General features: G+C 62.8%; 11 protein-coding genes. 4 read left to right on the top strand and 7 right to left on the bottom strand.

Annotated features, from left to right (window positions below; genetic code table 11):
• Nucleotide 1: 1 nt before the first annotated feature.
• The 3 genes from Q0V31_RS02665 to Q0V31_RS02655 form a co-directional block, all read right to left on the bottom strand.
• Nucleotides 2-1,396 (bottom strand): ethanolamine ammonia-lyase subunit EutB, encoded by a 1,395-nt coding sequence (locus Q0V31_RS02665; protein WP_298184227.1) that lies wholly within the window; start codon nt 1,394-1,396, stop codon nt 2-4.
• Nucleotides 1,397-1,480: 84 nt separating this feature from the next.
• Nucleotides 1,481-2,761: an ethanolamine utilization protein EutH gene (gene eutH, locus Q0V31_RS02660; protein WP_298184225.1), complete on the bottom strand. Its 1,281-nt coding sequence runs from the start codon at nt 2,759-2,761 to the stop codon at nt 1,481-1,483.
• Nucleotides 2,762-2,932: 171 nt separating this feature from the next.
• On the bottom strand, nt 2,933-4,453 hold the full coding sequence (locus tag Q0V31_RS02655) for an aldehyde dehydrogenase family protein (protein WP_298184224.1): 1,521 nt from the start codon (nt 4,451-4,453) through the stop codon (nt 2,933-2,935).
• 302 nt (nt 4,454-4,755) lie between these two features.
• On the opposite strand from Q0V31_RS02655, the gene Q0V31_RS02650 reads away from it, so the two are divergent.
• The 4 genes from Q0V31_RS02650 (at nt 4,756) to Q0V31_RS02635 (ending at nt 9,174) form a co-directional block, all read left to right on the top strand.
• Entirely contained in the window at nt 4,756-6,660 is a 1,905-nt protein-coding gene (locus Q0V31_RS02650) for a sigma-54-dependent Fis family transcriptional regulator (RefSeq protein ID WP_298190887.1), read from the top strand.
• Between the two features lie 115 nt (nt 6,661-6,775).
• Nucleotides 6,776-8,128, top strand: coding sequence for a UDP-N-acetylmuramate:L-alanyl-gamma-D-glutamyl-meso-diaminopimelate ligase (gene mpl / locus Q0V31_RS02645; protein WP_298184222.1), 1,353 nt, complete (start codon nt 6,776-6,778; stop codon nt 8,126-8,128).
• Between the two features lie 121 nt (nt 8,129-8,249).
• Entirely contained in the window at nt 8,250-8,882 is a 633-nt protein-coding gene (ubiX, locus tag Q0V31_RS02640) for a flavin prenyltransferase UbiX (protein ID WP_298184220.1), read from the top strand.
• On the top strand, nt 8,875-9,174 hold the full coding sequence (locus tag Q0V31_RS02635; protein ID WP_298184218.1) for a YceK/YidQ family lipoprotein: 300 nt from the start codon (nt 8,875-8,877) through the stop codon (nt 9,172-9,174). The genes ubiX and Q0V31_RS02635 overlap by 8 nt, the downstream gene beginning before the upstream one ends.
• Before the next feature lie 8 nt (nt 9,175-9,182).
• Here Q0V31_RS02635 and Q0V31_RS02630 read toward each other — a convergent pair whose 3' ends face one another.
• The 4 genes from Q0V31_RS02630 to Q0V31_RS02615 all read right to left on the bottom strand — a co-directional run bounded on the left by Q0V31_RS02630 (nt 9,183) and on the right by Q0V31_RS02615 (nt 14,789).
• Nucleotides 9,183-10,049 carry an MBL fold metallo-hydrolase gene (locus tag Q0V31_RS02630; RefSeq protein WP_298184216.1) on the bottom strand — a complete coding sequence of 289 codons (867 nt, stop codon included), beginning with the start codon at nt 10,047-10,049 and terminating at the stop codon, nt 9,183-9,185.
• Between the two features lie 101 nt (nt 10,050-10,150).
• A complete protein-coding gene (locus Q0V31_RS02625; RefSeq protein WP_298184214.1) occupies nt 10,151-11,329 on the bottom strand; it encodes an acetyl-CoA C-acetyltransferase in 1,179 nt (392 codons plus the stop codon).
• Between the two features lie 124 nt (nt 11,330-11,453).
• A complete protein-coding gene (locus Q0V31_RS02620) occupies nt 11,454-13,226 on the bottom strand; it encodes an acyl-CoA dehydrogenase C-terminal domain-containing protein (protein WP_298184212.1) in 1,773 nt (590 codons plus the stop codon).
• A 192-nt stretch (nt 13,227-13,418) separates the two neighbouring features.
• On the bottom strand, nt 13,419-14,789 hold the full coding sequence (locus Q0V31_RS02615; protein ID WP_298184210.1) for a solute carrier family 23 protein: 1,371 nt from the start codon (nt 14,787-14,789) through the stop codon (nt 13,419-13,421).
• Nucleotides 14,790-14,915 lie beyond the last annotated feature (126 nt).

Below are 14,915 nucleotides of genomic sequence, written 5' to 3'. Positions count from 1 at the left end.
ATTAACCAAGCTGCGCCAGGGCCTGACGAAACGCCGGCGGCAGGCTATTGCCCATGCGCGGTGGCCCGTCGGTCTGAGTGAATATGCCCATGCGCTGCAGCCAGCCTTCGAACTCGGGGGCCGGTTTCAGGCCCAGGCTCTGGCGGGCATACAGGGCGTCATGAAAAGAAGTGGTCTGGTAGTTGAGCATCACATCGTCGGAACCGGGGATGCCCATGATGAAGTTGATGCCGGCCACGCCGAGCAGGGTCAGCAGCACGTCCATATCGTCCTGATCGGCTTCGGCGTGGTTGGTGTAGCAAATATCGCAGCCCATAGGCAGGCCCAGCAGTTTGCCGCAGAAGTGGTCTTCCAGGCCGGCGCGGATGATCTGCTTGCCGTTATACAGGTACTCGGGGCCGATAAAGCCGACCACGGTATTCACCAAAAACGGTTTGAAGTGGCGGGCCACCGCATAGGCGCGGGTTTCGCAGGTCTGCTGGTCGAGGCCATGGTGCGCGCCGGCCGACAGTGCGCTGCCTTGGCCGGTTTCGAAGTACATCAGGTTGTCGCCGAGAGTACCGCGCTTGAGCGACAGGCCGGCGTCGTAGCCTTCCTGCAGCACCTGCAAATTGATGCCGAAGCTGGCGTTGGCTGCCTCGGTGCCGGCAATCGACTGGAACACCAGATCCAGCGGCACACCGCGGTTGATCGCCTCGATTGAGGTGGTGACGTGGGTCAGCACGCAGGCCTGGGTGGGGATCTCATAGCGCTGAATGATGCCATCGAGCATGCGCAGCATTTCGCTGATCGAGCTGAGGCTGTCGGTGGCCGGATTGATGCCAATCATGGCGTCGCCATTGCCATACAGCAGGCCATCGAGAATGCTCGCGGCGATACCCGCAGGTTCATCGGTCGGGTGGTTGGGCTGCAGACGGGTGGACATGCGCCCGCGCAGGCCGACGGTGTTGCGAAAACGGCTGACCACGCGGATTTTCTGCGCGACCAGTACTAAATCCTGCACGCGCATGATCTTCGACACGGCTGCGGCCATTTCCGGGGTCAGGCCCGGTGCCAGCGCGCGCAAGCTGGTTTCGTCAGCGCTGTCACCGAGCAACCAGTCGCGGAAGCCACCGACGGTCAGGTGGCTGACCGGGGCGAAGGCGGCGGCGTCATGGCTGTCGATGATCAGCCGGGTGACTTCATCGTCTTCATAAGGGATCAGCGCTTCATTGAGAAAATGCTTGAGCGGAATATCCGCCAGGGCCATCTGCGCCGCGACCCGCTCACCGGCATTGCTCGCGGCCACGCCGGCGAGAAAGTCGCCAGAGCGCGCCGGGCTGGCTTTGGCCATGACTTCTTTGAGGTCGTCAAAGCGGTAAGTCATGGCGCCAGCAGTATGGGAAAAACTTGCCATTTAACGCTCCGTTTCAAATAGGGAGATGCGCGCGCCGCCATGCGATGTTCAGCTATGGGGCGGGCGCACCTCAATACAGCGGATTCAGGCCGTTACGTTTTGACCGGTCAGGGCAGGGGTTTCGGCGACTGGCAAATCCAGGTACTCGCCTTCGGCGATGATCCCGGCGGCGCGGTCTTCGGCTTCCAGTTGCAGGGCCTTGGGCACCGACAGCCAGTATGCCAACCCGACGGCGAGGAAACCTGCACTTATCTTGCCAATCAGCACAGGCACGATGATGGTGGGCTGGAAGTTAGCGGTGAACGACAGGTGATCGCCCAAGAGGAAGGCGGCGCACACACCGAAGGCGATGTTGATCACTTTGTCCTTGGGCGGCATAAAGCGAACCAGGCGGAACATGGCCAGGATGTTGGCGATGGTGGCCAGCATGCCGGCGCTGCCGACCGCACTCAGGCCGATCTTGCCGCCCAGGCTTTCCAGCGGCGTGCCGAGGTATTTGCGCAGCAAGTAGACCATCGGGAACGCGCCGGCCAGCATGATGCCGATGTAGCCGGCCGTTTCCAGTGCGCGGGTCTGGTCTTCGGCGTCGGCGATAATCGGGTGGAAGCCCCAGCCGCCGAAGACCAGGCTGAATACCCCGGTGAAGTATTCGACGATGGAGAACACCAGCACCAGTTTGATCGCCGCATCCAGTGTGCGGCCGAAGATGATGAAGCCCTTGATCATCATGTCCGGCAAAAAGCGTAAGCCCAAGGCCAGAGCTACGACGAAAATCAGAATCGGCAGCAAGTTGGCGAAAATGCTGCTCAGGCCCAAGGCCAGTTGGAAGGTCGCCTCGCCGTTGGTTGAAACCAGCTCGCGGACCAGCGGGTTGCTGAACGCCAGGATCACACTGGCAATCAATACGCCCAGGGGGATGGTCAGAATCCCCGACATGATGCCCAGAGCCATGTACTTGTGGTCGCGTTTATCAAGCATCGCCAGGCCCATGGGGATCGAGAAGACGATGGTCGCGCCGCCCATAAAGCCGGTAATCAGCGCCATTACCAGCGCTTCTTTGCTGGCCGCCAGGGCCGAGGCCAGGTGATAGCCGCCCATGTCTGAGGCGATGATCATGGTCGCGGCCAAGGCCGGGTCAGCCCCGAGGGCGCTGAAGAATGGACCGAAGACTTTTTCGATGACCACGGTCAGGTAGGGGATGGAGGCCATGATGCCCGCCGCTGGCACGAAGATGTAGCCAGTGGCGTGGATGCCTTCCATGAATTCTTTGCCAAGTCCTTCGTCGCTGTTGCGGATTGCCGCGAAGGCACCCAGCACGGCGCAGAACATGATGAGGTAGAGCACGTAATTACCGATCTGATCCATTGCGTTGTACCTTTTATTGTTGTTCTAGCACGCAGCGGTTGGTGCACGAGACGGCAAACGGTACGTTCGGTGAACGTCACGCTTGCCGAGCACTTGAGCCAAATACGTTGCGAAAAACTCAGAGCGAGGGGGTAAAACATCTCCCGGCGAGTGAGTCGCCGGGAGGGTCGATCAGAAGAAGCCCATCGGGTTGATGTCGTAGCTTACCAGCAGGTTTTTTGTCTGCTGGTAGTAGTCGAGCATCATTTTGTGGTTTTCCCGGCCTACGCCGGACTTCTTGTAACCGCCGAACGCCGCGTGCGCCGGATACAGGTGGTAGCAGTTAGTCCACACGCGGCCCGCTTTGATCGCCCGGCCCATGCGGTAGGCGCGGTTAATGTCGCGGGTCCACAGGCCAGCGCCGAGGCCGAACTCGGTGTCGTTGGCAATCGCCAGGGCTTCGGCTTCATCCTTAAAGGTGGTGACGCTGACCACGGGGCCAAAAATCTCTTCCTGGAACACGCGCATCTTGTTGTGGCCCTTGAGCAGGGTCGGCTGGATGTAGTAGCCGCCGTCCAGGGTGCCACTGAGTTTCTCTACTGCGCCGCCGGTGAGCAGTTCGGCGCCTTCTTGCTTGGCAACTTCCAGGTAGCTGAGGATTTTGTCGAACTGCTGCTCGGACGCCTGGGCACCGACCATGGTCTCGGTATCCAGCGGGTCGCCGCGCTTGATCTGGGCCACTTTCTTCATCACTTCCGCCATAAAGGCCGGGTAGATCGACTCCTGCACCAGTGCACGGGACGGGCAGGTGCAGACTTCGCCTTGGTTGAAGAAGGCCAGCACCAGACCTTCAGCGGCTTTTTCAATAAAGCTCGGCTCGGCCTGCATGATGTCTTCGAAGAAGATGTTCGGCGACTTGCCGCCCAGCTCTACGGTGCTCGGGATGATGTTCTCGGCGGCGCATTTAAGAATGTGCGCGCCTACCGGCGTGGAGCCGGTAAAGGCGATCTTGGCGATGCGCGTGCTGGTGGCCAGGGCTTCGCCGGCTTCTTTGCCGAAACCTTGCACCACGTTGAGCACGCCGGGCGGCAGCAGGTCGCCGATCAGCTCCATTAATACACTAATGCCCAGCGGCGTCTGCTCGGCTGGCTTGAGCACCACGCAGTTACCGGCGGCCAGCGCTGGTGCGAGTTTCCAAGCGGCCATCAGCAGCGGGAAGTTCCACGGGATGATCTGCCCGACTACGCCCAGCGGTTCGTGGAAGTGGTAGGCGGCGGTGAGTTCGTTGATCTCGGCGCTGCTGCCTTCTTGGGCGCGGATGCAGCCGGCAAAATAACGGAAGTGATCGGCGGCCAGCGGGATGTCGGCGTTGAGGGTTTCGCGCACCGCTTTGCCGTTGTCCCAGGTTTCGGTGATAGCCAACACCTCAAGGTTTTCTTCGATGCGGTCGGCGATTTTCAGCAGCACCCGCGAGCGATCCTGCGCCGAGGTTTTGCCCCAGGCGTCTGCTGCGGCGTGGGCGGCGTCCAGTGCCTTGTCGATGTCTTCGGCAGTGGAGCGGGGGAACTCAGCAATCGGCAGGCCGTTGACCGGCGAGGTATTGGTGAAGTACTGGCCTTTAACGGGGGCGACGAACTCGCCGCCGATGTAATTGCCGTAGCGGGACTTGAACGAAACGAGTGCACCTTCGGTGCCGGGATGAGCGTAACGCATGCTGAATATCTCCTGATTCTTATGTTTGTTCTGATGCTGCCGCGGAGAGCGCTGTGGCGCTTGCCGGAGAACCAGAGCAAGGGCCGGGCCAGAAGTTGCAAAGGCCTGATTTAGAAGGCTTGCGTCGATTTATCCGATGGCTATTGCGGTGTGCGTGTATCGGCTGTGGCGCAGCCCTGGTGACACTTTGTACCAAGGGCGATACGGCGCAGCGACTCAGCGGTCAGGCTGCCTTGCAATGGCCGGGCGGCTGGGCGATGCTCGGCCAATTACGTGCGGCTCCAGAGTGGAGAACAAGAACAATGCACAACCCAGCAAAGCTTCACGCCGAGCGCGTGCTCACAGCGGCTCAGGGCCGTGGACAGATCGCCGGCCCGGCGACTGATTCTTCAGTGGCGAAGTCCTGGCTGCGCTGCCTGCAGCAGCACAACCTCGACCCGGCGCAGGATCTACAGCCGGCAGTGGCCGAGCAGGCACGCCTGCTCGAGCGCCGCGAACAATTGCAGCAGGTGCTGGAAATCTCCACTGTTGAAATGAACAGCCTGCACCGCCAGTTGGCCAGCAGTGGCCACGCGGTGCTGCTGACCGATGCCCGCGGGATGATCCTTAACTGCATCACCGAGCAGGCGGAAAAGCGCACGTTCGAGCGCGCCGGCTTATGGTTGGGGGCCGACTGGAGTGAGGCCTGTGAAGGCACCAACGGCATTGGCACCTGCCTGGTCGAGCGGCAACCGCTGACCATTCATCAAAACGAGCATTTCCGCAGTCGGCACACCGGCTTGACCTGCTCGGCCAGCCCGGTGTTTGACCCGCACGGTGAGCTGCTGGCGGTGCTGGATGTGTCCTCGGCGCGCGATGATGTCTCGCGGCAGAGCCAGTTCCACACCATGGCCCTGGTCAACCTGTCGGCCAAAGCCATCGAGGGCTGCCATTTTTTGCGCAGTTTCGAGGATGAGTGGCTGTTGCGCTTCCACGTTCAGGCTGAATACATCGGCCAGTTCAGCGAGGGTTTGCTGGCGTTCGACGGCGATGGCCGGGTGCGGGCGGTGAACCAGAGCGCAATCAACCTGCTCGGTTTGTCCCGGCGACAACTGCTTGGGCGCACCTTGGTCGAAGTCTTCGACTGTCATCTGGATGATCTGCTCGGCCGCGCCTCGGCCCAACCAAGCGCCAGTTGGCCGCTGTATACCCAGCGTGGCCAGCTGCTCTTCGCCATGCTTCGCGGCCAGCCGCGGCGCAGCTTTAAAGTGCTTGGCACGCCGGCAGCGGCGCCGCCAGCGCTGTGTTTGGCCGACCCTGAGTTGCAGAACAACTTCCGCCGCGCTCAGAAGGTTTATGAGCGCGATGTGCCGTTGTTGATCGGCGGTGAAACCGGCACCGGCAAGGAGGCCTTTGCCAAGGCTTTGCATCAAGTCAGCTCACGCGGCGCTAAGCCTTTTGTCGCGCTGAACTGTTCGGCGATCCCCGAGAGCCTGATCGAGAGCGAGCTGTTTGGTTATCGCGGCGGCAGCTTTACCGGGGCCCTGAAAGAAGGCATGCGCGGTAAGTTGCAGCAGGCCGATGGTGGCACCCTGTTCCTCGATGAAATTGGCGACATGCCGCTGGCGCTGCAGACGCGTTTGCTGCGGGTGCTGGAAGAGCGCCGGGTCGAGCCGATTGGCGGCGAGTCGCAGGCCATCGATGTGCGGGTGATCAGTGCCAGTCACCGTGACCTGAATGAGCGGGTAGGCAATGGCCAGTTCCGTGAAGACCTGTTCTACCGCCTCAATGGCCTGATGGTCGAGTTGCCGGCGCTGCGTGAGCGGACGGATAAGCGCGAGTTACTGGAGTTTCTCCTGGCTGAGGAAGCGCGTGGGCAACCCGTTCACCTCGAAGCGCCCGCCCGTGAGGCGCTGCTGGCGTTCGCCTGGCCGGGCAATGTGCGGCAGCTGCGCAATGTGCTGCGCACGCTGTGTGCGCTCAGCGAGCACGGGGTGATCAAGCTTGCAGAGTTGCCTGTGGAGATTCGTCATGCACGGGCAGCGCCCACGCTGTCGTCCGTGGCGACGTCAGACCAGTTGGGCGACGCCGAACGACAGGCATTGCTCGCGGTCTTAGAGGCGCAGCACTGGCACATGAGCCGCAGTGCCGAGCAGTTGGGCATCAGCCGCAATACGCTGTATCGCAAGTTGCGCAAGCATGGGCTCAAGGTGCGCTCAGCAGTCTGAGATCAGCTGCGCAACGCAGCGCCTGGCCTCTGCTGGGCGGCGGCGCTGTGCTAACCTGCGGCCAGTTTTTAGCGCGCCTACTCCCCGGTTTTTGAGAGCACCTTCAAGGTAAATCATGCATATCCATATCCTCGGCATCTGCGGCACCTTTATGGGCTCGCTGGCGGTGCTGGCCAAAGAACTCGGCCACCGTGTAACCGGCTCCGACGCCAACGTTTACCCACCCATGAGCACCCAGCTGCAAGCTCAGGGCATCGAGCTGACCCAGGGCTATGACGCCGCCCAGCTTGAGCCCGCACCGGATCTGGTGGTGATCGGCAATGCCCTGTCGCGCGGCAACCCGGCGGTGGAATACGTGCTGAACAAAGGCCTGGCCTATGTCAGTGGCCCGCAGTGGCTGGCAGATCACGTGCTGCAGGGCCGCTGGGTGATGGCCGTGGCCGGCACCCATGGCAAAACCAGCAGTTCGAGCATGCTCGCTTGGGTGTTGGAGCATGCCGGCATGAGTCCGGGTTTCTTGATCGGTGGCGTGCCGCAGAACTTCGGCATTTCCGCACGTCTCGGTGGTACGCCATTCTTTGTGGTCGAGGCCGACGAATACGACAGCGCGTTTTTCGACAAGCGCAGCAAGTTCGTTCACTACCGCCCGCGCACCGCGATTTTGAATAATCTGGAATTCGATCACGCCGACATCTTCCCCGATCTTCCGGCCATCGAGCGGCAGTTCCATCACCTGGTGCGTACCATTCCCGGCGAAGGCCTGATCATTCACCCGACTAGCGAACCTGCGCTCAAGCGGGTGATCGAGATGGGTTGCTGGACGGAGGTCGCAACCACTGGTGAAGGCGGCCAATGGCAGGCGCGCCTGCTCAGCGCAGACGGCTCGCGCTTTGAAGTGAGCTTCGAGGGTAAAACGGCAGGCGTGGTGGACTGGCAGCTGACTGGCCAGCACAACGTCGCCAATGCCCTGGCCGTATTGGCCGCAGCGCGGCATGTCGGCGTGGTGCCGGAGCTGGGCATCGCCGCGCTGTGCAGCTTTATCAACGCCAAGCGGCGGATGGAGAAGGTCGCCGAAGTCAATGGCGTGACCATCTTCGATGACTTCGCCCATCACCCAACGGCGATTGCCACCACCCTCGATGGCCTGCGCAAACGTATCGGCACGGCCAAACTGATCGCGATTGTCGAACCGCGCTCCAACTCGATGAAGCTCGGTGCGCACCGCGATGGCTTGCCGGAGTCGGTGGTGCAGGCTGACTCGGTGTACTGGTACGCGCCGCCGAATCTGGGCTGGGACTTGGCCGGTACGGTGGCCACGTCGACGGTGCCGACTCAAGTCTGTGACTCGCTGGAGGTGATCATCGCCGGGGTCAAGGCCGAAGCAGCGCCGGGCACCCAGATTGTGGTGATGAGTAACGGCGGTTTTGGCGGGCTGCACGGAAAATTGGCAGTGGCCCTGGCTGAGTAGGATGGGTTGAGGCGCGCAGCGACGATACCCATCGAGCCGATATTGATGGGTATCGCTTCGCTCCACCCATCCTACGACCTAGTCGAGTAGATATCAGCGCAGCAGCTTTGAGAGTGAATTTATGAACGGTCCCGAACGCATTACCCTGGCCATGACCGGCGCTTCTGGCGCGCAGTACGGTTTGCGCCTGCTCGACTGCCTGGTGCGCGAAGACCGCGAGGTGCACTTTCTGATTTCCAAGGCCGCGCAGCTGGTGATGGCCACCGAAACCGACGTGACCTTGCCGGCCAAGCCGCAGGCCATGCAGATGTTTTTGAATGAATACACCGGCGCCGCACCAGGGCAGATTCGCGTGTATGGCAAGGAAGACTGGATGGCCCCGGCGGCCTCGGGCTCCGGAGCGCCTTCGGCGATGGTGGTGGTGCCCTGCAGCACCGGCTCGTTGTCGGCGATTGCCAATGGCGCGTGCAATAACCTGATCGAGCGCGCGGCGGATGTGGTGTTAAAGGAGCGCCGCCAGTTGATTCTGGTGCCGCGCGAAGCGCCGTTCTCCAGCATTCACCTGGAGAACATGCTCAAGCTGTCGAACATGGGCGCGACCATCCTGCCGGCGTCACCGGGCTTCTATCACCAGCCGCAAACCATCGATGACCTGATCGACTTCGTCGTGGCGCGCATTCTCAACTGCCTGGGTGTGCCGCAGGACATGCTGCCGCGCTGGGGTGAGCATCACCAGAGCACCCCGGATGAATAAGCAACTGGCCCGCGCGGCCGCCGCTGTGCTGTTGAGCCTGACCCTCAGCAGTTGCGCCACTGTGCGCACCCTCGATGCGGCCAAACCGGGCGCGCCGGTGGTGTATGCCGGTACGCGCCTGGATTGGTACGCGTTGCAGGGTGGTTGCTGCGCCATTGATCGCTTCGGTGCCGAAGCCCCGACTTACCCGGTTGTCGATCTGCCGGCCAGCGCCTTGCTCGACACCCTGCTGCTGCCGCTGTCCCTGGCCACTGCTATCGGCCTCAACCTGGGCGTCAGTGGCGGGCTGTAGCGCATCGCTCAGCTGGCCAGTTCTGCCACGTGGCTCAGCGTTTGCTGCAGGCCGTAGCGGCCTTTTTCATCGCGGGTAACCCGGCCCATGGCGGTCGCCGGGTCGTGGGTGAACACCAGGCGTCCGCCGCGCTCGAAGAGGTCGGCCAGCAGCGCTTCCTTTTCTTCGATCAAACCTTCGGGGAAACGGTCGTAGCCCATGGTGATCGGCAGGTGCACCCACGGCGCGCCGGGGATCAGGTCGGCGGGGAATACCACCGGGCCATCTGGCATGGCCACCTCGGGAATCAACTGGCCCGGCGTGTGGCCATCGCTCCAATGCAGGCGCCAGTCCGCGCCCAATAGCTCGCAACTCTCGGTTTCATCGAGCAGGTGCAGGCGGCCGCTGGCCTCCAGCAGTTGCAGCAACTCCGGGATATAGGACGCACGGTCGCGGGCGTGCGGCTGACAAGCGCGCTGCCATTGGCGGCGACCGGTGACGAACTGGGCGTTGGGGAACAGCAGGCGCGCCGGTTTATCGGCGTCCCACGCGGCGAGCAGGCCGCCAGCGTGGTCGAAGTGCAGGTGGGTGAGTACCACGATGTCGATATCCACATGGCTCAGGCCGGCCGCTGCCAGGCTGTCGAGCAGCACGTGGCGCTCTTCCTGCACGCCGAAGCGCTGTTTCATCTCCGGGCTGAAAAACGCGCCGATACCGGTTTCAACCAGAATATTGCGCTCAGCGTCCTGCACCAGCAGGGCGCGGCAGCCGAGGTCGATGCGGTTCAGTTCATCTGGGGTCATCCAGCGCTGCCACAGCGCCTTGGGCGCATTGCCGAACATGGCACCGCCGTCGAGCTTTTGGCTGTTGCCGGTCAGGGTTGTCAGGGTTCGCATGGGCTTCTCTTCTTGTTGTGCGGGTGTTGTTGTCAGGGTGGCGGGTGCCGCCGCCGGCGACTATTACACCTTAGGGTGATACCCGCTCGCGTCGTGCAGGTCTAGCGTTCGATGGCCAACGCTACACCTTGACCGCCGCCGATGCACAGGGTGGCCAGGCCTTTATGGGCGTCACGGCGGAGCATTTCATGGATCAGGCTGACCAGAATACGGCAGCCGGACGCACCGATCGGGTGACCCAGTGCGATGGCACCGCCGTTTACGTTGACCTTGGCGCTGTCCCACTGCAGTTCGCGGCCGACCGCAATGGCCTGGGCGGCGAAGGCTTCATTGGCCTCGATCAGGTCGAGTTGCTCCAGGCGCCAGTCGGCTTTCTCCAGGGTGCGGCGGGTGGCGAATACCGGGCCAATGCCCATGGTCGCCGGGTCGACGCCGGCACTGGCGTGGGCCTTGATCCGCGCCAGCACCGGCAGGTTCAGCTCGGCGGCCTTGCGCGCGCTCATCAGCAGCACGGCGGCCGCGCCGTCATTCAAGGTTGAGGCATTGCCGGCGGTGACGCTGCCGTCACGCTTGAACGCCGGGCGCACTTTGCCCAGGGCCTCCAGAGTGCTGCTGGCGCGCGGCTGTTCATCGGCGGCAACGATCAGGCTGTCACCCTTGCGCTGGGGGATTTCGATCGGGGTGATCTCGTTGGCAAAGCGCCCGGCCTCGACTGCGGCGCAGGCGAGCTGCTGCGAGCGGGCGGCGAAGTCATCCTGCTCGGTGCGGCTGATGCCGTATTGCTCGGCCAGGTTCTCGGCAGTGATGCCCATGTGGTAATCGTTGAAGGCATCCCACAGGCCATCGTGGATCATTGTGTCGAGCAGCTGGCCGTGGCCCATGCGCAGGCCATTGCGCGAACCGCTCAAGACGTGCGGTGACTGGCTCATGTTTTCCTGGCCGCCGGCGATGATCACCTCGGCGTCACCACAGCGGATCGCCTGGGCCGCCATGATCACGGCTTTAAGACCAGAGCCACAGACTTTGTTCAGGGTCAGCGCCGGCACGGTGTGTGGCAGGCCGGCTTTGAGTGTGCTCTGGCGAGCCGGATTCTGCCCGGCACCGGCGGTGAGCACTTGGCCGAGTATGACTTCATCCACCTGCTCGGCGGGCAGGCCAGTGTCTGCCAGCAGGCGGCGGATGACGGCGGCACCCAGATCAACAGCAGCAACGCTGCTCAACGTTCCCTGAAAGGCGCCGATGGCGGTGCGGGTGGCGGCGACTATGACGACTTCTTGCATGTGCTTCCTCGTGCTGCCGGGGCAGCCAGTGGCTCGAATAAAAAACGCGACGCCCAATCAGGGCGTCGCGCAAACGCTCAACCGTTGAGCGCAGTTGCCGCCATGTGGCGGTGGCGAGTGGGCGTCAGAATTGCTCGGCGCGCAGGCCGTAGAGCGAGTCGCTGCCGGCGCGGATGCTGGCTTCCAGGGTCAGGCTACGCGGCAGCAGGCGGGCGAAGAAGAACTCGGCAGTGGCCAGCTTGGCGCTGTAAAACGCCTCATCCTCGCTGCACTTGGCCTGAGCCACGGCGGCCATGCGCGCCCACATCCAGGCGTAGGCGGTGTAGCCGAACAGGTGCAGGTATTCCACCGAGGCCGCGCCGGTTTCGTGCGGGTTGCCGGCGGCGCGCTCCTGCAGCCAGCTGCTGGTGCGCTCCAGGCGCTCGACGGCATCCAGCAGAGCAGCGGCATACGGCGTGTCGGGCTGTTCGGCGAAGCGGCGGATCTCCGCGGTGAACTGGCGCAGGGCCACGCCGCCATTGGCGATCACCTTACGCCCGAGCAGGTCGAGGGCCTGGATACCATTGGTGCCTTCGTAGATCTGCGCGATGCGCACGTCGCGCACCAGTTGTTCCTGGCCCCATTCGCGGATATAACCGTGGCCACCGAAAACCTGTTGGCCATGGATGCAGCTGTCCAACCCGGTGTCGGTGAAAAACGCCTTGGCCACCGGGGTGAGCAGGGCGACCAAGGCGTCGGCGGCCTGGCGCTCGCTGCTGTCGTCGCTGAACTTGCTGAGGTCAAGCTGTTGGCCGACATAGCAGGCAAACGCCCGGCCGCCTTCGGTGAGGGCCTTCATGGTCAGCAGCATGCGCCGCACATCGGCGTGCACGATGATCGGGTCGGCGGCTTTGTCCTGCGCTTCCGGGCCGCTGGCGGAACGGCTTTGCAGGCGTTCGCGGGCGTAGTCGCGAGCGGCCTGGTAAGAGGCTTCGGCGCAACCAATGCCCTGGATGCCGATGGACAGGCGCTCGTAGTTCATCATGGTGAACATCGCCGCCAGGCCTTTGTTTGGCTCGCCGATCAGGTAGCCGGTGGCACCGTCGAAGTTCATCACGCAGGTGGCCGAGGCCTTGATGCCCATCTTGTGTTCGATCGAACCGCAGCTCACCGCGTTGCGCGCCGCCAGGCTACCGTCGGCATTGACCAGCACCTTGGGCACCAGAAACAGCGAGATGCCGCGTGCGCCGGCGGGGGCGTCGGGCAGCTTGGCCAGTACCAGATGGATGATGTTTTCGGTCAGGTCCTGCTCGCCACCGGTGATAAAGATCTTGCTGCCGCTGATCTGGTAGCTGCCATCGGCTTGCGGTTCGGCCTTGGTGCGGATGATGCCCAGGTCTGTGCCGGCATGGGCTTCGGTCAGGCACATGGAGCCGGCCCAGCGGCCTTCGTACATCGGCGGCAGGTAGGTGGTTTTCAGTTCTTCGCTGGCGTGGGCGTCGATGGCCAGGCAGGCCCCGGAACTCAGCGCCGAATACAGGGCGAAGCTGGAACCGGCGGCGTAGAGCATCTCTTCAAACGCCACGGCGAGCATCTTGGGCATGCCCATGCCGCCGTAAGCTGGGTTGCCGGCCAAACCGACCCAGCCGCCTTCAATGTAGGTGGCATAGGCTTGCTTGAAACCCGCCGGGGTGCGCACATCGCCATTCAGCCACTGCGCGCCTTCTTCATCACCACTGCGGTTGAGCGGGGCGATCAAGCCGCCGGTGACTTTGGCGGCTTCCTCCAGAATGGCATCGGCGGTGTCGGCATCGACCGTTTCGGCCAGGGCCGGCAGACGTGCCCACAGGCTTGGGGCATCGAACACTTCATGGAGGACAAAGCGCAGGTCGCGCAACGGGGCGTTGTACTCGGGCATCGACAGTTTCTCGCACAGATGCCGCGCAAGGCGCGGCGATTAAACGGCTCAGACGTCAGGGCGCCTGGGTTGTTGCAGAAATAAAACCATGGCCAGGCCATGGTTAACGCCGCGTGGCGACGACCAGCAGGGTCGCCGCCATGGGCGCTCGGGTATAAAAAAACGGCCCGCGATGACGTGGGCCGTGTAAGGTCAATCGGCCTCGGCTTGGCCTTTGACGGAGGTTTTAGTGGTGAATTTGAGCAGGTGAGTACGTTCGATCAGGATGTACAGCGCGGCACCTGCAGCCAGGCCCCAGCCCGCGCCGTAGACGGCCAGTACCACGCCCATGGTGCCGGCGACGCCGCGCTCGGTGTTGTTGCTCAGCTGCTCGAAGCCGACCATCAGGCAGATATAGCCGGTGAGGATCAGGGTCAGCGACAGGGCAACCGGCAGCACCGGCTGGAAGAAACTCACCAGCGGCAGGGCAAACAGGGCGATAAAACCGGTGATCCAGAAGGTACCGCCGCCGCTGTAGATCGAGTCCATGGCTTTGCGGCCGTACTTGTAGCGCTCGGCCATGGTCGCCGCTACGGCGGTCCATAGCGGCCCGGCCAGACCTGGGTAAGGCGCGAAGAATGCATGCAGGGCGTTGCGCAGGGCGGTGACCAGGTGCACGCGGTCGATGTTGTTCTCGATCACTTCATCGGTGCGCAGTTCATCGGCGCGCTGCATCAGTGACTGACCGACGATGATGTCGCCGAAGGCGATCACGTAAGCAATCACCGCCGTAGGCACGGCCAGCAGGAATACATCCAGGCTGGGGAAGCCAACGCTGAACGGCAGGTAGTTCCACATCTCGGCGAAGGCCGGCGCGGTGATGCCGAATTTTACGTCGGGCATCTTGTACTCGCCCACGGCAATGCCGATGAAAATCGCAATCAACATGCCCGGCACCATGCCGTAGTTGACGATCTTGCGCGCCAGCGGCACGCGCTCGGTGAGGCCTTTAAAGGACACCGAGAACATCAGGTACAGGCAGATCAGGCTACCCAGCACCAGAGAGATCGGCGTATTGGCCAGGCGCCCACCGGTAGAGATTTCACCCATCAGTGCGGCGATACCGGCACCGATGATGATCCCGCCTTTCATCGAGTTGGGAATCAGCCTGACCAGGGTGCTGCCCAGGCGGGTGACGCCGAGGAACAGGAAGATCACGAAGACCAGAAATTGCAGGGCAAACAGTGCCTGAATCGCCTCTGGGCCGGGCTTGAAGTTACCGAGAAACAGCAAGACCACCGGAATGCCGGGGGTGATCCAACCGGGCACGAAGGGCACGCCGAGCAGCGCTGGCAGCATAAAGCCGACACCGCACACCACCACATAGGCCAGGGCTACGTCGTAGGGCAGGCCGAGGTATTTTTCCAGCAGCGGGATCATCGCCAGGCTGACCACGAACATGATCAGCGCCTGGAGCATTTCCGCGGTTTCCCAGCGGTAGTGGACAAAGGGCAGGCGCACTTTGAACGGGCCGACTGGCCAGTGGGGCTGCTCGTCGCCGTCGCGGCGTTTATATACTTGCATCAGAAATCTCCGTCGGCCCTCGGGGCCGGTTTTATTGTTGTTGTACAAACGGTGTGTTGATCCCTTCCTCTGCGGCGGGCTTGCGTATGCACCGACCCGCCGCTAAGCCGACATGTCGGTGGTGCC

The organism is uncultured Pseudomonas sp. (genome assembly GCF_943846705.1).
Lineage (GTDB): Bacteria > Pseudomonadota > Gammaproteobacteria > Pseudomonadales > Pseudomonadaceae > Aquipseudomonas.
The sequence above is the reverse complement of the archived record's forward strand: the minus strand, read 5'-3'. Positions and strand labels throughout refer to the sequence as shown.